The 18,585-nt window shown below is 60.3% G+C and carries 17 protein-coding genes, 6 tRNA genes and 1 pseudogene; 8 read left to right on the forward strand and 16 right to left on the reverse strand.

Features of this window, described 5'->3' with window-relative positions; genetic code table 11:
• Positions 1 to 63 precede the first annotated feature (63 nt).
• The 8 genes and pseudogenes from HU725_RS19635 to HU725_RS19665 form a co-directional block, all read right to left on the reverse strand.
• Positions 64 to 2,115 (reverse strand): TonB-dependent receptor, encoded by a 2,052-nt coding sequence (locus tag HU725_RS19635; protein WP_186478224.1) that lies wholly within the window; start codon positions 2,113 to 2,115, stop codon positions 64 to 66.
• Positions 2,116 to 2,331: 216 nt separating this feature from the next.
• Entirely contained in the window at positions 2,332 to 4,554 is a 2,223-nt protein-coding gene (locus HU725_RS19640; RefSeq protein ID WP_186478223.1) for a GMC family oxidoreductase, read from the reverse strand.
• Entirely contained in the window at positions 4,551 to 5,042 is a 492-nt protein-coding gene (locus HU725_RS19645) for a sorbitol dehydrogenase (RefSeq protein WP_186478222.1), read from the reverse strand. The genes HU725_RS19640 and HU725_RS19645 overlap by 4 nt, the downstream gene beginning before the upstream one ends.
• A gap of 4 nt (positions 5,043 to 5,046) precedes the next feature.
• A complete protein-coding gene (locus HU725_RS19650) occupies positions 5,047 to 6,387 on the reverse strand; it encodes a cytochrome C (RefSeq protein ID WP_186478221.1) in 1,341 nt (446 codons plus the stop codon).
• Between the two features lie 197 nt (positions 6,388 to 6,584).
• Positions 6,585 to 7,040: a GFA family protein gene (locus HU725_RS19655; protein ID WP_186478220.1), complete on the reverse strand. Its 456-nt coding sequence runs from the start codon at positions 7,038 to 7,040 to the stop codon at positions 6,585 to 6,587.
• On the reverse strand, positions 7,037 to 7,402 hold the full coding sequence (locus tag HU725_RS19660; RefSeq protein ID WP_186478317.1) for an ASCH domain-containing protein: 366 nt from the start codon (positions 7,400 to 7,402) through the stop codon (positions 7,037 to 7,039). The genes HU725_RS19655 and HU725_RS19660 overlap by 4 nt, the downstream gene beginning before the upstream one ends.
• A gap of 68 nt (positions 7,403 to 7,470) precedes the next feature.
• A pseudogene (locus tag HU725_RS22940) lies at positions 7,471 to 7,677 on the reverse strand (tyrosine-type recombinase/integrase); the annotation flags it as partial.
• Between the two features lie 647 nt (positions 7,678 to 8,324).
• Positions 8,325 to 9,497 (reverse strand): multidrug effflux MFS transporter, encoded by a 1,173-nt coding sequence (locus HU725_RS19665; protein ID WP_060480576.1) that lies wholly within the window; start codon positions 9,495 to 9,497, stop codon positions 8,325 to 8,327.
• Between the two features lie 143 nt (positions 9,498 to 9,640).
• Between HU725_RS19665 and HU725_RS19670 the strand changes: the two genes are divergently transcribed.
• Complete coding sequence (locus tag HU725_RS19670) at positions 9,641 to 10,510, forward strand: LysR family transcriptional regulator (protein ID WP_186478219.1); 870 nt, start codon at positions 9,641 to 9,643, stop codon at positions 10,508 to 10,510.
• Between the two features lie 526 nt (positions 10,511 to 11,036).
• On the opposite strand, the gene HU725_RS19675 is transcribed toward HU725_RS19670, so the two are convergent.
• Positions 11,037 to 11,112, reverse strand: a tRNA-Thr gene (locus HU725_RS19675).
• Positions 11,113 to 11,182: 70 nt separating this feature from the next.
• The gene (locus tag HU725_RS19680) at positions 11,183 to 11,593 is read right to left on the reverse strand and encodes a pilin (RefSeq protein ID WP_186478218.1); all 411 of its coding nucleotides are present in this window, start codon (positions 11,591 to 11,593) and stop codon (positions 11,183 to 11,185) included.
• Positions 11,594 to 11,807: 214 nt separating this feature from the next.
• Here HU725_RS19680 and HU725_RS19685 point away from each other — a divergent pair, with 214 nt between their 5' ends.
• Genes HU725_RS19685 through yacG form a run of 4 tightly spaced genes read left to right on the forward strand, consistent with a single transcriptional unit; the run spans position 11,808 to position 14,705 of the window.
• Positions 11,808 to 13,016, forward strand: coding sequence for a type II secretion system F family protein (locus HU725_RS19685; protein ID WP_186478217.1), 1,209 nt, complete (start codon positions 11,808 to 11,810; stop codon positions 13,014 to 13,016).
• A gap of 2 nt (positions 13,017 to 13,018) precedes the next feature.
• Positions 13,019 to 13,885, forward strand: coding sequence for a prepilin peptidase (locus HU725_RS19690; RefSeq protein ID WP_060480580.1), 867 nt, complete (start codon positions 13,019 to 13,021; stop codon positions 13,883 to 13,885).
• Positions 13,885 to 14,508 carry a dephospho-CoA kinase gene (gene coaE, locus HU725_RS19695; protein WP_186478216.1) on the forward strand — a complete coding sequence of 208 codons (624 nt, stop codon included), beginning with the start codon at positions 13,885 to 13,887 and terminating at the stop codon, positions 14,506 to 14,508. Before HU725_RS19690 ends, coaE begins: the two co-directional genes overlap by 1 nt.
• Positions 14,505 to 14,705: a DNA gyrase inhibitor YacG gene (gene yacG, locus HU725_RS19700; protein WP_186478215.1), complete on the forward strand. Its 201-nt coding sequence runs from the start codon at positions 14,505 to 14,507 to the stop codon at positions 14,703 to 14,705. The genes coaE and yacG overlap by 4 nt, the downstream gene beginning before the upstream one ends.
• Before the next feature lie 94 nt (positions 14,706 to 14,799).
• Here yacG and HU725_RS19705 read toward each other — a convergent pair whose 3' ends face one another.
• Positions 14,800 to 15,486 (reverse strand): energy-coupling factor ABC transporter permease, encoded by a 687-nt coding sequence (locus tag HU725_RS19705; protein ID WP_186478214.1) that lies wholly within the window; start codon positions 15,484 to 15,486, stop codon positions 14,800 to 14,802.
• Positions 15,487 to 15,590: 104 nt separating this feature from the next.
• Here HU725_RS19705 and HU725_RS19710 point away from each other — a divergent pair, with 104 nt between their 5' ends.
• From HU725_RS19710 to HU725_RS19720, 3 genes are all read left to right on the forward strand, one after another.
• Positions 15,591 to 16,220, forward strand: a complete 630-nt coding sequence (locus tag HU725_RS19710) for a DUF1780 domain-containing protein (RefSeq protein ID WP_060480583.1) — start codon at positions 15,591 to 15,593, stop codon at positions 16,218 to 16,220.
• A gap of 132 nt (positions 16,221 to 16,352) precedes the next feature.
• Positions 16,353 to 16,526, forward strand: a complete 174-nt coding sequence (locus tag HU725_RS19715) for a DUF3094 domain-containing protein (RefSeq protein WP_054886115.1) — start codon at positions 16,353 to 16,355, stop codon at positions 16,524 to 16,526.
• 84 nt (positions 16,527 to 16,610) lie between these two features.
• Positions 16,611 to 17,906, forward strand: coding sequence for an NAD(P)/FAD-dependent oxidoreductase (locus HU725_RS19720; protein WP_186478213.1), 1,296 nt, complete (start codon positions 16,611 to 16,613; stop codon positions 17,904 to 17,906).
• A 136-nt stretch (positions 17,907 to 18,042) separates the two neighbouring features.
• Here HU725_RS19720 and HU725_RS19725 read toward each other — a convergent pair.
• The 5 genes from HU725_RS19725 to HU725_RS19745 all read right to left on the reverse strand — a co-directional run bounded on the left by HU725_RS19725 (position 18,043) and on the right by HU725_RS19745 (position 18,487).
• A tRNA-Lys gene (locus tag HU725_RS19725) sits at positions 18,043 to 18,118 on the reverse strand.
• Between the two features lie 5 nt (positions 18,119 to 18,123).
• Positions 18,124 to 18,200, reverse strand: a tRNA-Pro gene (locus tag HU725_RS19730).
• Positions 18,201 to 18,248: 48 nt separating this feature from the next.
• A tRNA-Lys gene (locus HU725_RS19735) sits at positions 18,249 to 18,324 on the reverse strand.
• Positions 18,325 to 18,330: 6 nt separating this feature from the next.
• Positions 18,331 to 18,407 (reverse strand) — tRNA-Pro (locus HU725_RS19740).
• 4 nt (positions 18,408 to 18,411) lie between these two features.
• Positions 18,412 to 18,487: transfer RNA gene (locus HU725_RS19745), tRNA-Asn, on the reverse strand.
• Positions 18,488 to 18,585: the final 98 nt, after the last annotated feature.

Below are 18,585 nucleotides of genomic sequence, written 5' to 3' on the forward strand. Positions count from 1 at the left end.
ACTATCTGGCCCGCTGAACGGTCATCCAGAGACATTGGCAAGCGCTCTGGCGAGGCCTGATGATCACAAACTCATGTTGAGCGACACGAATGCCGAACGGCCAGGTGCCGGGGAGAACATGGCCTGGTCATCGCCTCCCCAGAAGAAATTGTCGTACCAGACGTAGGCGTACTGACGATCGAGCAGGTTCTTGACCTGCAAGTCCACGCTGGTGGACGCATTGATGCGGTAGCTGACACTGGCGTCCACCACCACGAAGCCTCCGTATTTGCCTTGCTCGTTCAGCTCATCGATGTAGTAACTACCTTGGGCACGACCTTGCATGCCGAACTTCCAGTCATCGTTATAGCGGTAGTCGGCGCCCAGATTGCTGATGTAACGCGGGGTCGAAAACACCTGCTTGCCGGCCAGCGACTGGCCGCTTGCCGAGTAGGCCTTGACCACCTCGGCTTCCTGGATGGCATGGGAAGCCCACAGGGTCCACTGTTCATCCAACTGGGCGCTGAGTTGCATATCCACGCCACGGCGCCGGGTTTCGCCAAGACCCACCGTGGTGCCGGTGCTGGGCATATTGGCAACTTCGTCGGTGGCGTCCTGCTGCCATAGGGCAACCCGCGCCTGGGCACCGGCAAACGGCTGGAACTTGACGCCGACTTCCTTGCCTGTGTTGATCGATGGGTCGTAAGAGGCCTGCCCTGGGGTCATGTAGGCCGGTGCGTTGGAGCCGGTCAGAATCTGGAAAGTCCGGCCCCAGTTTGCATACAGGTCGATTTCCGGCGTCAGGCTATAAATCACGCTGAGCTTGGGCTGGCGGATCCAGCCGTAATCCTGCAACGATGCTTTGACCCCATTGGGCAGCTCGGTGTTGCCGGAAAACTTGTCGACGCGCATGGCAGGGATGATCTTCAACGATTCGGTCGGCTGCACCACGGCCTGCACATAGCCACCGATATTGCGCAGGGTATAGCGATCATCGTCCTGCACACGGGCAGGTGGGGCATCGAAATTGGTCGGCACGCCGTAGGCATAACGCATGCGGCGGTAGGCGTTGTCCTGCTCTTCGTAGTTGATGCCGCCGTCCAAGGTCACCAGGTCGTTGGCGCGCCAGGTAAGGTTGCTGAGCATGCCCCTTTGCTGTTCGTCCCACTGCCTGCGCTGACGCGGCGCATTGCCGGGGCGGTAGTCGGTGAAGGTGATGGTGCGGTCATCGTTGTAGCTGTTGTAGTAGAGCTTACTGTTCAGGCTCAGGTCGTCAGCCAACTGCCAATCGGCGTGCAGGCTCAGGTGCTTCATGTCGCGGTCATCGCCATCGTTGCCGTTCTTGGCTGGCGACTGGGTGCGGCTGTCGTGCATCTGCTGGCGGGTCAGGAAACCTGGCTCCTGAGCCTGGTGGTGATACAAACGCGCGATCACGCCAACACGCAGGTCCTGCTCGTCGCTGCTGACGAACCACTTGCCGCCCAGGGAATACTTGTTGGAATTGCTGTGGTCACGGTAGCCATTGCTGTCCTGCTTGGCCAGGAAGTAGTTCTGGGCGAAGTTGCCCTCTTCATGGCCCACCGCCAGCTGCACTTCACGGGTGTCGAAGCTGCCGTAGGTCAGGCGGCTGTCGGCATAATTGCCGCCCTGGCGGGTAGCGAAGTTGATGTTGCCTGCGATGTTGTGCAGCCCATAGCGCGGGTCGTTGGTCCCGCGCACCACCTCGATGTATTCGATGTCGAGCGGGAAGATCATGTCGATGAAGCGCTGGTTGCCACTGTTGACGTTGCTTGGCACCCCGTCGATCAGGGTCTTGATGCCATTGATGTAGCCCTCGCCATTGAACGCACGGAACGTGACCTTGCCCGACTCCGCCCCCTGCCCCGTTTCGGTCAGCTGAATACCTGGCATTTGGCCCAGCAACTGCCAGCTGTTCATCACGTTCTTGTCCTTGACCTGATCGCCGCCCAGCACATCCACCGAGGTGAGCACATTTTCCGTACTCAATGCCGTGCCTGCTGTGTGGGTGATGTTCACTTCACCCAGGGTGATGGTCGAGCTGCCGGTCTGGTCGGCGAAAATGTCAGGGGTAACCATTGCCGTGAAAATGGCAAGGGAGGCCGGGGTAAATCGCATGGAGGCTCCTGAAGCGACAAGGTAAGAGCGCGTGTTGGCGCAAGGGCTGGATGGCCGAATCTAATCCGGCTCTAATTCGCAGATGTTATATCATAACAACCTGCAAATGCATTATTTGGTCCCTTTCCCATTACCTCGAAGCCTCCAAGCGCCAACTCTCATCAAGGCGCAACACCCCACAACGCTGTGGCATTGCGGGGTGTTGCAAGTCAGCGCTTATAGCGCCCCGAAACGCACCTCCACAGTCAGGCTGCCAATGTTGTCACTCAGCCCAGCCCCATAACGCCCAGTGAGGTCATCGTTGATGCACAGCTGCAATTCGCCCTGCTGACCACGCGGCAACTGCGCCTGGTCGCCGACCAGGAACGGCATACCGCCAGTGCCGATACGCCCGATCAACGCGCCTTCCGGTTGCCCGGGCAATGTATAGCCAGGCGCAGCTATCAACCCGGGGTTGCCTGCCGCGCCGACCATCCCGGTGCTCGGGTTGGCTGTCCATTGGCCGCCGGTGCATACCGCCAGCTGCCAGCTCTGCCCATTGACCTGCACACCGGTGCCCTGCCATGCCTGGTTGGCCTGCACATGCACCGTGCGCTTGAGCAGGTCGCTGGCGACCACATCGGCGGCCTGGAAAGTCAGCGCGGTGATAGTCAGTGTCGGGTTTGCCGTCCCTGTGGTGGGGAAGACACCATCGCCGACCAGGAACAGGTTGGGGTGATCCCAGCTGCGTTGGTCTTTGTCGACCACCGACTTGGTGCGATCCGAGCCCATACGGTAGGTGCCCATCAAGTGGCCTGCGCCATAGAACGCGTAGTGCTGGCCACCGTATTCGAACACCGTCTGTGCCCCCTTCTTGGGGTCCGGATCAAGGTCGGTAAGCTCGGTGGCGCCCATCAGCTCGGTGATGATGTGCGTGGCAGCCAGACGCGCCTGCTTGAAGCCCTCCTTGGTGTAGTCAGAAAAATCGTAGGTGATCTGGGGCCGAGGCAGGCCAAGGCCGTCGGTGAACTCTTTCGACAACTCCACCCGGCACAGGGCTTTGTCTGGGTCTTTTTCCAGTTGCTCGACCAGAAAGCCCAGACGGAACTGGCGGGTCAGTACGCTGTTGAGCTGCTGCACCAAGGCCTCGCCGGACAACGCCAGGTTTTGGGGGTTGGCGCCGGCATCGTTGGTGCCGTCGATGAAATCACAGACCGTTGCATACGGATCGTTCTTCGACCAATTCCAGCCCTCATTGCCGATCTCGATCCGCCAAGCCGCGCGCTGGCTGCGGAACGCTCCATCGCGCATGTCCTCGATGCCGGAAGTGGACAGCGGCCCACGAAACGGGAACAACGGCTTGCCCTCAGGCATCAGGCCCCAGGCCAGATACACCGGGTGGTCGGAAAGCCCCATGCCAACCTGCCCACTGCTGTTGGCAACGCCATTGGGGCTGTGGGGCCCAACGGAATTGAGCAGCAGCTTCGGCGTTTCGATGGCATGGGCGGCGATCACATAGCGCTGGCCTTGGGCGGCACCGTGCTGGCGCGTGCCGTCGTCCTGGTACTGGATGTAGTCGATACCGGTGACGCCGTTGGCATCGACCTGCACCTTGCTGGCCACGGTTTGATAGAGGATGCGCACGTTACCGGTATCCAAGGCCTTGGCCATGGTCACCGTGGCATCGTACTTGGCCTGGATCGGGCAGATCGGTGTGCAACTGGTGTTGCCAGCGCAGACTCGGCGGCCATTGTCGTTCTGAGAGTTACGCCCGGCTGGGGTTTGCCGCACCTGCAGATTGAAGCCTTGGTACTGAGTGCCATCGATGCCCTTGCCCAGGCCCTGATCCACCAGCGACGGCGGGATGCCGTGCATGCTGTATTGGTAACCTTGGGGGAAGGTCACGCCCAGGTAGGTTTGCGCCGCAACATCGGCGGAAACGCCCATTTCTTCCTCAGCGCGGCAGTAAGCGGTTTGCAGGTCGTCGTAAGAGATTGGCCAGTCGACGCCGACCTTATACGCACTGTGCATGCGAAAATCATTGGGCAATAGCCGCAACGCGGTGCCCATCCAGTGCCACATGGTGCCTCCGCCCACCCGCTCATAGGTGCTGGCGAACAGTAGTGGGCCTTTTTGCACCAGGTAGCTTTTCTGCGCTTTGTCTGGGTCTGTGCTGCCAGCAGTGATCAGGTCTTGGATGGTTGCCCGCGGCGCGAACTGACTGGCTGGGGTCTGCTCGCTCTGCTGCGGCGGATAAGGCGCTTCGGGCGACTTGAGCACGGCCGTGTAGAAGCGCTCCAGGTACTCGCTGCGGTTGGGGGGAATGGCCGGGCCCGATTCGAGCACCAGCACTTTCAAGCCGGCCAGGCCCAACTGATAGGCCATGACACTGCCGGCCATCCCGGCGCCTACCACGATCACGTCGGCGGTTTCGATGGTCTGGGTTTGTACATTGCTCATGGCTGCTGCCCTTCCTTGGCGTCGACACCGGTAAATTGCTTGAGGGTCGGTGGCTGCTCAGCCCAGTAGCCGAAGTGGTACTGGCTGTAGCCCATGGGGTGAGACTGAGCGATCTTCCATGCCCAGCTTTCCTTGTAGGCCTGGTCGCTGATCACATGCGTATCACCTTGGCGCGCACTGCCCAGATCATAGGGCTGGTACCAACTGCCTAGTAGCCACAGCTTCATGATTGAACGGGCGCCTCGGGCGATTTGCGGGTTGGTGTTGCTCAACACCGCACTGGCGATTTGCGCAGGCGTTTGGCCCTGAAGGCTGGCAAACAGCTCCAGCAAGCTGCTGAAGGCCTCGGTACCCATGCCTTGCTGGGCGGTGGCGAAGAACACCGGCGGCAGGTTGACCGGGTCGATGGAGGGCGCCAGCAGCTTGGCCGACAGGCCTGTAAGGACAGCGGACAAACCGATGAAATTCTGCAGACTTTGGTCGCTCATGGCATCACTCCTTGGCGCCGGTAGATTGAGCACGTTCAAGCAGGAAAGTGAAATCGGCGAAGCTGGTACGCGGTGATTGGGTCACGCGGGTTGTGGCGTTGTTGTGGCACTCCATGCAGCTGGAAGACGCCTGTGGAGTGATGCCCTGGTTGTAGGTTTCCAGCGTGGCGTTGGCCAGAAAGTTCGGTGCAGGCGTGCCCAGCGGGTTGGTCGGCGACGGCACCTGGCAGTCGGCCGCCGCATCGGTGGGCCACTGAGTGCTGATCAGCTGGTAGTTGGCCCACACTGTGCCCTTGAGCGCACCTTGCCACTGGGCGTTGAGCTGATGGGTAGCCGCAGTGATGGGAACCTCACGCACGATCTGCGAGGGGGTGGCCTTTTTCGACGGGTCCCAGGGTTGCGCAGGCGGCTCGTTCACCGGCCGGTCGCTAGCCTTGGCGTCATAGAACAGGTAAGGCCCCTTGCGCTCGTTTATAGGCGTGGTTTTTTCCGGCACGTTGCGCACATGTTCGAAGGTCGACCAGACCCACTGCGGCGCGTTCTTGGTTTTGTGCACGATATGCAGGCCCACCAGCCCCACCTTCTGCGCCGCACACGACTCGGGGATCACCGCCCCCCTGTTCGGGTCGGCGTTGCCTGGGGTGTAGACCAACGCGTCGACCGCGTGGAATTCCTGCGGGTTGTCATTGGCGTCGAGCACCTTCCACGCCGACTTGACCATGATTGCGCCCACCTGCTTGTCCTCTGACGAGCCACAGGCAAAAGCGATGCGGTTGTCGGCCTTGCTCAGAAATGCCTGCTGGCCTTCCTTGCTGTACAGCCCATTGTTGACGATGTCATCGAACATCGGCTGGTTGACCATGATCGCGTTGCGCGTGTAGGTCCCGCTTTGATCGACCAACTGGCCCGTCTTGAAGGGCTGGATGAACTCATCGAGCACCCCCGCGACCTTGCCCATCTGCTGCAGCACCGGCAGGTCGCCCTTGCCCTCGCAGGCCGCAGGAACTGGCGCCTGCTGATCCCATGCCACCGGTTTCTGCCCCTTGGGCAGAAAAATCTCGTAGCTCTCTTTCCAGGACTCCCACACCGTCTTGCCGGGCCCGCCGATCTTAGACGCGGTATTGGCGCTACCGTCGGCGTTGGCGGGCCAGTTCAGGGCGACGAAGGTTTGCCAGGACAGCACGTCAAAATCGTGTTGCAGGTTGTCCAGGGTGAAGGGCGCTTGGGCGGTGACATCGAAGGGAATAGCGGGTGACAGTAGCGGGGGGCTGGCCGTATCGGCCACGGCTAGCGCACTGGTGAAGCTTGCCCCCATGTACGCTAAGTGTTTCAGGGTTATTTTCATTGTCGTCTCCTCAGCAGATATAGCGTCGGGACGACGAGGCGTGGCGGTCCTTCATGGACCAAATATTAGCGTTATCCCTGACGCTAGGGTGCAGGCTAGACGGTGGATAGCAGCGCTTTTGAATATCCGACTAACGGTAAGGTTATTAAGCATTGTCTTACAGCCCCAGCCGCTCATAGGCGGCTAGGTGCAACGTTTCAGGCTTCCTCAGCGCCGGGACTGGCCTCATACCGCAGCCACCCCGCAACCACCGCCTGCCCATCCATCCTGTCGTTGGGATGAGAGCGCCCTTCGCTTACGGGCACCTCGGCGAAATCGAACGGGCTCATGCCCTCGATACAGGCGACATTGACCCCGTACTGATGCGGCGCTGAACGGCGCTGGTGGAAGGTGTAGATACCGCATTTGGAGCAGAAGTAGTGCTTGGCTTGCTGGGTATGGAACTGATAAAGCGTAAGCGCCTCTTGCCCATGGGTGACCGTGATGTCGTCCAGATTGGCAGACACCGCCACAGCGCCACGCATTCGGCAATATGAGCAATTGCACCGGCGCGCGGTGTGCAGGCCGTCGGTCAGGCGCAGAGAAAACCGCACAGTGCCGCAGTGGCAGGCTGCCTGGTGGATGGAGCGGTCATCGCGATGTTCATCAGTCATGGTGTTTCGCAAGCCTCAGTAGAAACCTCGACCTCATAGATACCCCGTGCTGCGCGGGCAGAAACCGGGCGAATTGGCCTCACATCAGTCAATTCCCATGCGAGCCAACCCTCTTCGAAGTAACTTGCACAGGCTGCAGCCATGTCAGCAAGCACGAAGGGACGTACGGCTCTTATGCGCACGATCGCCACGGCTATGCCGTCGGGGTCCTCGTCTGCATCTGCGTGGAGAAAACGGCCGTTTTCGACGATTAGAAGATCCTCGGTGGGATTTAAGCCTGGATGCCAGCGACGGACTTCGAGGGTTTTTACGCCTGCAGCGATTCGGGTGCCACTGGGCTGGACGATTGATAGGGCCTTGATGGTTCGCTCCCAAGGAGTAGGTGGCTGGAAGGGCTATGAAGGCTAGGTGGAAGCAATGGTTTTTATCACACGCGTAAGGCTACATCGACCGTGTCGCGGTTCGTGATCGCCTCGAGCGGCTGCATGAGGTCGGAGGTGTCCCACGATGGCGCCTGCGCCTAGCAGCGGGAATACGGGAGTCTTCAACGACTGTGCACAGTTCGCGAAGGGATAGGCGCCCTCTTCACAGACATTTATTTGTGCCAGTCCAAAGCAATACGCTCGAATGAGCGGCCTGTGAAAAATGGCTGCCGGCTGTCGGAAGCCGACGGATCGGCATAACGAAAAAACCCGCCAGAAGGCAGGTTTTACGGGGGTTCCAGAGATTTCGGTAGCCTTCGCTGGAACCTGAACTGGTGCGGAGACAGGAGTCGAATCGGGCACCTTTCACCCAGCAAAATAAGGACCATAGATAGCTTTACGCCACCACTGTATACCTAAACATATACCTAAAACGAAAAGTACCTCCACCCAGCCCTTGGCATGCTACTCCATCCACCATCCCGCCGCGGGGGTAGTGAGCGGCACCTGGCGCGGGTAGGCCACGGGTGGAGGATCGTTCACCCCCACCGGGGAACTACATGCCCGCCATTCCGGGTGTGAACATAGCAACCAAGTCGATGCCAAGGGGGTTGTGTATAGCCGGGCACCACTCCCCCGAAACGGTGGGGGTGGCGTTTCACCACCTAATGACCGTGGCTGCTCGCCGGCGGGTGTTGCTATGACAGCAATCCCTTGGCAGGCAATTACGGGAAATCCCGTATTCAAAGCCCCATCTGCCTGATGGTCTTGTGCTACATCGTACGCCAGACCGAAGCGCCTGAGCCAATACCAAAGGCCATCCTGAAGAAACCTTGTGAGGGCTATCTCATGGGGCTATCAACTACGCGCCCGATGTTGTTTGCAGAGAGAATGGTAAACATGCGGACAATGCGAGCAGACTAAACACCAGTACCGCGCCGCCGAGTACGCTAAAGCTCGTGCCGAAAGCCGCGCTCACGACCATTGCCATAAGCGCAGCGCTGCCGATCTGGCAGAACCCAACCAATCCCGACGCGGTAGCCGCATACCCATGCTCGCTGGCGATGGCACCGGAGACCGCCAGCGACAGCGACGATCCGTTAGCAAGGCTGACTAGGCACATTGGCAGTACCACGGCCGCCGCGCCAGACCACCCCAATGCCGCGGCAGTGAGAAACGCTGTGCCGCCGAGTACAAAACATGCAATGCCGACAGTGACGATGCGGTCGTAGGGCCAGCGGTCAAGCAATCGCTTCGCCAGCAAGTTCGCGCCAACGATGCCTGCCGTCAGCGGCAAATACAGCCAGCCACTCTGTTCTTCGCTCAATCCCGCCCGTACGAATAGGAACGGCGACTGCGTCAGATATACGAACCACGCGCAGTAGATCGTGCAGACCACCAGCGTATAGCGGCGAAAGGTCCGGTCGCGTAGCACATGGCTAAATCCGGCAAAAGGAGAAGTCCGAGTGCGCGCCGACACGGGCAGCGTTTCAGGCAGTAACGTCAACGCCATCAGCAGCGCCACAGCGCCAAAGGCCGCCACGAACAGGAAGTCGGCCCGCCACCCAAACGCGACGGCCAAATGCCCGCCAATAGCCGGAGCCAAAGCCGGCGACAGCGACACTATTGGATAAACCACCGCATAGACCTTGGCCGAGATCCGCTTATCGCAGGTATCGGCAATAAGCGCCCGGCCGATGACCAGTCCCGCTGCCGCTCCAACCGCTTCAACCATACGCCAAGCCAGGAAGCCTACATAGCTGCCCGACGCCGCGCAGCCCAGAGAACCGATCAGGTAGAGCACACCACCGGCCAGCACCACTGGCTTGCGGCCGTGACGGTCAGACAACGGACCGTAAGCCAGTTGCGAGATAGCCAGTGCCAGCAGGTAGAAAGAAACCGTCTGCGGCATTTGCCAGTCGGCGATATCGAACTCGGTAGTCATGCTCGGCATGGCGGGAAGGTAGATATCCGAAGCAATGAGACCAAATGTACTCAGCATGGCAACGGTCAGGATAAAAGATAAACGAGGCATGGCGCTCCCAAGCAACCGGTTTGGATTAGTTGCGGATCAAGGGTTCAACGGAATGAACACTATGTTAAAGAGATGCCTTAAATGCGAAAATGCATGAAAAAGCATTCTATGGCTGCATATTTGCAACAAGGTGAAGAGCGGAGATGAACTGGGACGACATACGGATTTTCCTGGCGGTACAGCGTGCCGGCACCCTCCGCGGTGCGGCCCAACATCTGACCATCGACCAGACTACGGTCAGCCGGCGCCTGGCCGGATTGGAGCAGGCTCTGGGCAGTCGGCTGTTCCTGCGCAGCACTGGTGGCTTGGTATTGACCGACACCGGCCAGCAGGTAGTGCGTATGGCCGAAGGCATGGAGCGCATGGCCGTCTCCTTCGAGCGGCGCGGTGAAGGCACCGACACGCACGCCTCTGGCGAGGTGCGTGTGACAACCACCGATGCACTCGCCGTGGATTTCGTTGTACCGGCCATCGAGCGGCTACGTGCCAGCCACCCCGAGGTGCGCGTGATCTTGACCACTACCACACGGCTGCTCGACCTAGGACGCAGGGAAGCCGATGTTGCCGTGCGCACCTTGCGACCGGAGCAACCCGACCTGATCGTGCGGCAACTCGCTCGCTGGGATGTTGGCCTGTACGCAAGCCGGAGTTACTTGGAGCAACACGGGGAGCCGAGGCCTGGAGAAGCTTTCGCAGGCCACGACATTGCGCTTTACCAAGAAGGCGTGACAGTGCGCCAGGACGAGACACTGGCAGGCGAATCCAGAGCTCAAGGCCGCGTGGTCGCTGAACTGGATTCAAGCCTGATGCTGGCGACCTTCGTACGCGCTGGCCTGGCCTTAGGCGAGTTACCAGAATATGTAGCCCGGCGTGATTCTGAACTGGTGCGGTTATGGCCTGATCGTCATCGGGCCAAGTCCTATGAAGCGTGGCTGGTTCTACATCAGGACTTGGCCCACACCACCAGAGTACGTGTGGTCGTGGACGCAATCATGGCCGCTTTCAGTGACTGATGGCGTCCCATACAGCACTCGGCAAGACACTAGTCGCGATGCTCAGGCTGGTGAGCTGGACGCCTGATTATCTGATAACTACCCAGTACCCGGGTAGTTCACGGCAGGCAGCTCGGTCAGCTGCTGGGTCTACGACACCTGCACATTTTCGTTGCTCCTGCGCTTTTTCGTCAGACCTGCTGGCCCACCCCGGCCTGGCGCGCCTTCGCCGCCAGGGTCAGGCCACCATGGGTCTGCCCCTGATCCGCTGCCAGGCCGGCTAGTCCTCGCGGACAACGGCGGCAGTGCTTGGCCGACTCTGTACCGCCTCGGGAAGCCAGCCCACCCTGTCGATTTCTAGACAGCGTGTCGTTCTCACGCACTGGCGCTCGTCGAGTCGATCAATATTGGTAGTTTCGCCTAGGGTGACATCACCCTGTCTTCCTCACTAGAGACAGAGCGAGACAGGTAGAAACAAGAAAGCCCGCACTTGGCGGGCTTTTCAGGGGGTTCCGTATACAAGGAGAGGCGTATCGGAACAGCTGGATGGTGCCGGAGACAGGAATCGAACCTGCGACCTTCGCGTTACGAGTGCGCTGCTCTACCGACTGAGCTACACCGGCGTGTAGCGCAACGTACCACTGCCGCCCCGGTCACGTAAACCCCTGTTTCCCCGGCGTTATTCCCTTTACTTCAGGACGCTTTGCAACCTTTGGGCGCCAGGTCCTCGTCGATATCGGTCGCGCAGCTCCAACCCGTCGGGGAGCGGGTCAGGGTAAGGCGCTTGCCCAATGCATTGGCCGGGGCATCGACCAATGTGCATTCGATACTGCCTGCCCCATCCGACGCCTTGCTGCTGACCGTGATAGCACAGTTGGCCGTAGTCGGTTGGCCGCCCAACTCGGCTACGTTGCTGACATCCTTGCCCTCATTCAAGCGCAGCTCCATCGCCGTCTTCAGCGCACTGATTTCCAGCAGCCCCGCTGCCGCCTTGGTGCGGGCCTGGTGATTGGTGTACATCGGGAGGGCGATGGTCGCCAGAATGCCGATGATCGCGACGACGATCATCAGTTCGATCAGGGTGATACCGCGTTGCCCTTTCATGAACGATTTCCTTTTTGATACGGGTTCGAGTGAAGGTCAGGCTCGCCCTCAACTGGCAGCGGCGCAGTAGGCCTGAACAGACACCTTTTGTCACCCCTGCTCGGCAAGGGCCGCGCTTCGCTGAACTACTCTAGTGAGCGACACGGACATACGCCCGCTCATGGACGCGGCAAGCTGTTTCCAGGCTTGTCGCACGAGCTAAAAGGACCTTTGCATGAACCCATCGACGCATCTCTATTCCTGGCGTGGGACCGACGCCAGCGGCGCTACGCTCAGTGGCCAAGTGAGTGGGCGCAGCCCGGCTTATGCCCGGGCCGGTTTGCAGCGCCAGGGCATTCGCGTGGTAAGCCTGCGCCCAGCGGGGGGCTTGCAGTGGCGCTTGCCCAAGCCACGGGAAAAAGCCGACCCAGCGGGCTTCAGCCGGCAATTGGCGACCTTACTCAGGGCCGGGGTGCCGCTGTTGCAGGCCTTCGAAGTGATGGGCCGCAGTGGTTGCAGTGCCGGGCAGGCAGCCTTGCTGGATAAATTGAAACGGGATGTGGGATCTGGGCTGGGCCTGGCGGATGCGCTGCAGCGCCATCCGGCGTGGTTCGATGATTTGTACTGCAACCTGGTACGCGTGGGGGAACAATCAGGGACGCTCGATCGGCAGCTGGAACAACTGGCGGGGATGCTTGAGCAGCATCAGTTGCTGCGTAAACGGGTACGTAAGGCAATGCTGTACCCGCTGCTGCTGTTGCTGACTGGCCTAGGTGTTTCGGCAGTTCTGTTACTGGAGGTAATCCCGCGTTTCGAGCAATTGTTTGCCGGTTTCGACACTGCTTTACCAGCCTTCACACAATGGGTGATCGACTTGTCCACAGGCGTGGGACGGTTCGGGCCGTTGCTGTTGTCGATCACGTTTGGTTTGGGTTTTGGCCTGGCCCGGCTGTATCGGAAGCATGCGCCAGCGCGCTTGTGGCTAACTGCCAGGGCCTTGCGCATTCCTGTGTTCGGCAAGCTGCTTAGCCAAGCGGCGCTGGCGCGCTTCGCACGAACCCTGGCCACTTCCTACACAGCAGGGGTCCCGTTGCTGGATGCGTTGGTGACGGTGGCCAGGGCCTGCGGCAACGACCTGCACGAACAAGCGGTGCAGCGGCTACGCCTTGGCATGGCCAACGGGCAGGCGCTGAACCAGGCAATGGCCAGTGATCCACTGTTCCCCCCTTTGCTGGTGCAACTCACGGCGATTGGGGAATCCAGCGGAACGCTGGACCAGATGCTGGACAAGTCAGCCAGCCATTACGAAGAACAGGTGCGTCATGCCCTGGACCAATTGACCGGCCTGCTGGAGCCGGCCATCGTGGTGGTGCTGGGGGTGTTGGTAGGCGGGCTGGTGGTGGCGATGTACCTGCCGATCTTCCAACTGGGTAGCTTGATCTGAACATGGCCGCCTGGACTGCACTGGCTGAACAGCCGTCATATTTCATTTGCCTGGCAGCGGTGCTCGGGCTGCTGATGGGCAGTTTTCTCAATGTACTGGTGCATCGCCTGCCGATCATGCTCGAGCGCCAGTGGCAGCGTGAGGCGCAGCAGGTGCTGGGCTTGCCTACCCGGCAGCACGAGCGCTTCGACCTGCTGCTACCCGCTTCCCACTGCCCACCGTGCAAGCATGCGATTCGCGCATGGGAGAACATTCCGGTAATCAGTTACCTGGCATTGCGCGGACGCTGCTCGGCTTGCAAGCAGCCGATCAGTGCCCGCTATCCATTGGTCGAAGTGGCCTGTGCATTATTGTCGATGGCGGTGGCATGGCATTCTGGCGTCAGCCTCCAGGCCCTTGCCCTGCTGATGCTGACCTGGAGCCTGTTGGCACTGAGCCTGATCGACCAGGACCAACAGCTTTTGCCTGATGTGCTGGTGCTGCCGACGCTATGGCTGGGTTTGATGGTCAACGCCTTCGATATGCTGGTCGCATTGCCCGATGCCCTCTGGGGCGCGGTGGCCGGTTACCTCAGCCTGTGGTCGGTGTACTGGGTATTCAAGCTGGTCACCGGCAAGGAAGGCATGGGCTATGGCGATTTCAAGTTATTGGCGCTCATCGGCGCGTGGGGCGGCTGGCAGGTACTACCGATGACCATGCTGTTATCATCGCTGATCGGTGTGGTCGCGGGCTTGTGCCTGCTGCGCCTACGCAAGCAATCGGCCAGTACTGCCATCGCCTTTGGCCCTTATCTGGCAACTGCGGGGTGGATTGCTGTGCTCTGGGGTGATGAAATATACGCCTTCTACCTGCAACTGTTTGGAATGTGATGACCAGCAAGGCCTTCACCCCCTGGATTCTCGGGCTGACCGGCGGCATCGGCAGCGGCAAGAGCGCCGCCGCCGAGCGCTTCGTCGAGCTTGGCGTGCACTTGGTCGATGCCGATCAAGCGGCGCGCTGGGTAGTCGAACCTGGCCGCCCGGCACTGGCCAGCATCGTCGAGCGTTTTGGCCCCGGCGTGTTGCAGGGCGATGGCCAACTGGATCGTGCGGCCTTGCGCCAACTGATCTTTGCCGACCCGGCTCAGCGCAAGTGGCTGGAGCAACTGCTGCACCCACTGATCGGCCAGGAAATCTTCAGCTACCTGGCCAAGGCGCAGTCGCCCTATGCGGTTTATGTGTCGCCGCTGCTTATCGAATCGGGCCAACATCAGAAGGTCCAGCGCGTGCTGGTCATCGATGTGCCGCAGGAAATCCAGGTGGCACGCACCCTGGCCCGGGACAACACCAGCCCCGAGCAGGTGCAGGCCATCCTCAAGGCGCAGCTGGCCCGTGAGGAGCGTCTAGCTCATGCTGACGACGTGGTGAACAACAATGCCGACCTGGCCGCGCTGTACACGCAGATTGACCGCTTGCACCACTTTTACCTGACTTTACGAGGAGGCCAGCCATGAGCCAGCCATTGACCGTCGATTGCCCGACCTGTGGCGCACCTGTGGAATGGAACGATAAAAGCGCGTTCCGGCCGTTTTGTTCCGATCGCTGCAAGCTGATCGACCTGGGCGCCTGGGCGGCAGAAGAGCACAAGATTCCGGTGGCCCCGGACGCCGAAGACGAGCTGTTTTCCGGGGAACTAGAGCCGCGGCACTGAGCATGATGTAGCTGTACCGGGCGCTTGGCAGTTAAACCCTCCTACCGGCCTCTGCGCGGGTTTGCTCGCGAAGTGCTCGGCACAGTCGATACATTCATCCGCGCTCGTCATCCTTCCACGGCGCCTGCAAATACCGGGTGCGGTTAAACGTTTCCAGCCAGTCCGGGCAAAACACCACCAAGGCGCTGATCACCGTACCGTTGATGAATGCCTCCGGAAACATCATCAACCACAGATAGCCGATAAAGTCGCTGAGCCACTCTGGCATAGCGAAGCGGCCATCCAGCCATAGCACCCCTAATGCTACCGGCAGGCAAATCAGCACCGTCAGCGCAGCGGGGAAAAAACCCGAACAGAAGATGTACACGAACAGGTTACGCGGCTGCGCACGCTCGACCAAGATCGCGCACACCTCGGTAATCAACACCGGCAAGCCCACCAGCAGCAACCCGTTGACCCCAAGCGCTGCCACGTCCTGCCGCCCTAGCACCAGCAAGCCAAGCTGGGCGAGAAAGCCCCCGAGCACCGCCAGGGGCCAGTCCAGCAGCAAGGTCACCGCCGTCATGCCGATGAAGTGATACGACACACCGGTATCGAAATCACGCCGCACCAGCCACAGGGCAAACAAGCAGAACACCGTACCAAACAGCAGGTGCTGACGCCGCCGATCCGTGCACAGTTCTATCCACCGCGTACGTGATGCTGCCCAAATCAACAAGGCAAAGTACCCCAGCCAACCGAGGGTCATGGTGACAGCAGACAGAACGTAGGCGCTGATCACAGGCAGCTTGCTCCGGGCAGGTCTATTTCGAGTCTATACCCTGATGCCGATTCCCATGGTCGAACAGGGCCTTACGGTCACAATTGCAAGCTAAGCTAGTACCCATGGATGACTCCGACTACCTGCGCCTGCTTACCATCCAGGCCGAACAAGCCAATGCCTTTTTATCCAACGCCCGTAAATGGGAGCGGGAGCGTTGGGTGTGCCAGCGCCTGTTGCAAGGGCTGAACATTCCTTATCGCAGCGATGACTTCACCCCCGCCGGCCAGGAGCCGCCGGACGTGCTTTTTCGCGATGCCGCATTCGAAGTGTTTTTCGTGCTCGACGAGGGCCGCCGGCTGAACGACGAATGGCGAGAAGAGCTGCAGCGTCGGCGCAGTGCCTTTTCTCTGGCGCAGTTGGTACGGCGCCAGACGCGCCCCCGACGTATTGCTGCCACCGAGCTGCTTGCGCGCCTGGCGCCGACCCTGCGCAAGAAGGCCCACAACTATCGCGAGCGCGGGCTGGAGCTGGGCGAGTTGGACATCATCGCCTTCGCCAGCCTCAAGCGTGAGGTGCTCGACCTCAACACGCATTTCCCACCGCCCACCGAATACCTGCGCCAGGGCTGGCGCTCGCTGTCGCTGGTTGGGCCAACGTTCGCCCGGGTGCTGTTCGCCCACCCTGATGCGCCAGATTTTCTGCGCAGCAACTTGGGGCGTAGCATCGTGTTCGATGTAGGCATCAGTCTTTGATCCACTGCCGAGACTCTTTGCGATGGCGTAGACTCGGCGCCAAGGATGCAAAGCATTATCCTCTGTGTGAGGTTCGAGCATGAACACTGTGGCGTTCGTGCAGTCTCAAACGTCTACCTGACGAGGCCCACCATGACCAGCCGCCTGAACCCGGAAGATCAGCGTCGTGTCGATGAGTATCTGCAAGCCCCTCAGCATCAAGTCGAGCGCCGGCCTTTTCGGCCCTGGCTGCTCCTTGTGCTGGTGCTGGCGGTGACCATCGGGTTGGGCCTCGTCAGCCGCCTGCTGAGTGGACTGGTGCTATGAGCTGCCTGGCGCTCGCCCTCCCCTCGTGCAGTTTGCGGCCGGCCCTTTGGGCCAAGAATTCCGTAAACCTTATGAGATATCCCCATGACTCATCGCATCGTGATTGTCGGCGGCGGCGCCGGCGGCCTGGAACTGGCGACCCGCCTGGGTAAAAGCCTGGGCAAGCGCAAGCAGGCCGAAATCACCCTGGTCGACGCCAACCTCACCCACATCTGGAAACCACTGCTGCACGAAGTGGCCGCCGGCTCGCTGAACTCCTCGGAAGACGAGCTGAACTACGTGGCCCAAGCCAAGTGGAACCACTTCAACTTCCAGCTGGGCCGCATGAGCGGCCTGGACCGTGAGGGCAAGCAGATCCAACTGGCCGCAACCCTTGATGAAGAGGGCCGCGAATTGTTGCCTGCGCGCGTGCTGGGCTATGACACCTTGGTGATTGCGGTGGGGTCCAACACCAACGACTTCGGCACCCTGGGCGCAGCGCAGCACTGCCTGTTCCTCGATACCCGCAAGCAGGCCGAGCGCTTCCACCAGCAGTTGCTGAACCACTACCTGCGTGCGCACGCTGGTGATGTAGCCAGCGAAAAGATCAGCGTGGCCATCGTCGGCGCAGGGGCCACGGGCGTGGAGCTGGCAGCCGAGCTGCACCACGCCGCCCACGAGCTGGCGGCTTATGGCCTGGACCGCATCCAGCCCAAGGACATGCATATCACGGTCATCGAGGCCGGCCCGCGTGTATTGCCGGCGTTGCCTGAGCGTATCAGCGTGCCGGTCCACAAGACCCTGGAAAAGCTCGGTGTCAAGGTGATGACCAATGCCGCGGTCAGTGAAGTGACCGAAGATGGCTTGAAAACCAAGGACGGTGAAGTGATTCAGGCCAGCCTCAAGGTCTGGGCGGCAGGCATTCGCGCGCCGGCCTTCCTGAAGGATATCGATGGCCTGGAAACCAACCGTATCAATCAGCTGGTGGTGCGCCCTACCCTGCAAACCACCCGCGATGACGATATCTTCGCCTTTGGTGACTGTGCCGCGTGTCCGCAACCAGACAGCGACCGGAATGTTCCCCCACGCGCCCAGGCCGCGCACCAGCAGGCTTCGATGCTGGCGCAAAGCTTGAAGGCGCGCCTGGAAAACAAACCACTGCCGACCTACGCGTACAAGGACTACGGCTCACTGGTATCGCTGTCGCGCTTCTCGGCGGTCGGCAACTTGATGGGTAACCTGATGGGCAGCGTCAAGCTGGAGGGGTGGCTGGCGCGGATGTTCTACGTGTCGTTGTACCGCATGCACCAGATGGCGCTTTACGGGTTCTTCCGCACCGCGCTGATGATGTTGGGCAGCAAGATTGGCCGAGGCACCGAACCGCGCCTGAAGCTGCACTGAACACTTTTAGGAGCGGGTTCTCGCGTGAATGCGGCTGTAGCCTTACAGCCCACTCGCCGCTGAACCCGCACACAGTGGCTTTGCTGAATGCAGGGCAAAGAAAAAGGGCATCTCATTCGAGATGCCCTTTTCTATATGGTGGGTCGTGTAGGATTCGAACCTACGACCAATTGGTTAAAAGCCAACTGCTCTACCAACTGAGCTAACGACCCGGAAATGGTCGGGGTGAGGGGATTCGAACTCCTGACATCCTGCTCCCAAAGCAGGCGCGCTACCGGACTGCGCTACACCCCGAGGTCTTGCAAAAAAAAGGGCACCTCACTCGAGATGCCCCTTTTTACATGGTGGGTCGTGTAGGATTCGAACCTACGACCAATTGGTTAAAAGCCAACTGCTCTACCAACTGAGCTAACGACCCGGAAAATGGTCGGGGTGAGGGGATTCGAACTCCTGACATCCTGCTCCCAAAGCAGGCGCGCTACCGGACTGCGCTACACCCCGAGATTGGCTCCGCGACCTGGACTCGAACCAGGGACCCAATGATTAACAGTCATTTGCTCTACCGACTGAGCTATCGCGGAACTGAACTTCGGCACATCTTTACTACTTCGAAGCTTGTGTTAGCTTCGGTCTCTTTGGCTTACCGCTTTCGCGTTCTAGCTGCTGAGGCCGGCTATTC

Origin of the sequence: Pseudomonas promysalinigenes, from assembly GCF_014269025.2 — a bacterium.
GTDB lineage: Bacteria > Pseudomonadota > Gammaproteobacteria > Pseudomonadales > Pseudomonadaceae > Aquipseudomonas > Aquipseudomonas promysalinigenes.

Bases quoted from the DNA above. Each gene is read 5' to 3' on its own strand.
- HU725_RS19635 (WP_186478224.1), bottom strand. From the start codon at position 2,115: ATGCGATTTACCCCGGCCTCCCTTGCCATTTTCACGGCAATGGTTACC.
- HU725_RS19640 (WP_186478223.1), bottom strand. From the start codon at position 4,554: ATGAGCAATGTACAAACCCAGACCATCGAAACCGCCGACGTGATCGTG.
- HU725_RS19645 (WP_186478222.1), bottom strand. From the start codon at position 5,042: ATGAGCGACCAAAGTCTGCAGAATTTCATCGGTTTGTCCGCTGTCCTT.
- HU725_RS19650 (WP_186478221.1), bottom strand. From the start codon at position 6,387: ATGAAAATAACCCTGAAACACTTAGCGTACATGGGGGCAAGCTTCACC.
- HU725_RS19655 (WP_186478220.1), bottom strand. From the start codon at position 7,040: ATGACTGATGAACATCGCGATGACCGCTCCATCCACCAGGCAGCCTGC.
- HU725_RS19665 (WP_060480576.1), bottom strand. From the start codon at position 9,497: ATGCCTCGTTTATCTTTTATCCTGACCGTTGCCATGCTGAGTACATTT.
- HU725_RS19670 (WP_186478219.1), top strand. From the start codon at position 9,641: ATGAACTGGGACGACATACGGATTTTCCTGGCGGTACAGCGTGCCGGC.
- HU725_RS19680 (WP_186478218.1), bottom strand. From the start codon at position 11,593: ATGAAAGGGCAACGCGGTATCACCCTGATCGAACTGATGATCGTCGTC.
- HU725_RS19685 (WP_186478217.1), top strand. From the start codon at position 11,808: ATGAACCCATCGACGCATCTCTATTCCTGGCGTGGGACCGACGCCAGC.
- HU725_RS19690 (WP_060480580.1), top strand. From the start codon at position 13,019: ATGGCCGCCTGGACTGCACTGGCTGAACAGCCGTCATATTTCATTTGC.
- coaE (WP_186478216.1), top strand. From the start codon at position 13,885: ATGACCAGCAAGGCCTTCACCCCCTGGATTCTCGGGCTGACCGGCGGC.
- yacG (WP_186478215.1), top strand. From the start codon at position 14,505: ATGAGCCAGCCATTGACCGTCGATTGCCCGACCTGTGGCGCACCTGTG.
- HU725_RS19710 (WP_060480583.1), top strand. From the start codon at position 15,591: ATGGATGACTCCGACTACCTGCGCCTGCTTACCATCCAGGCCGAACAA.
- HU725_RS19715 (WP_054886115.1), top strand. From the start codon at position 16,353: ATGACCAGCCGCCTGAACCCGGAAGATCAGCGTCGTGTCGATGAGTAT.
- HU725_RS19720 (WP_186478213.1), top strand. From the start codon at position 16,611: ATGACTCATCGCATCGTGATTGTCGGCGGCGGCGCCGGCGGCCTGGAA.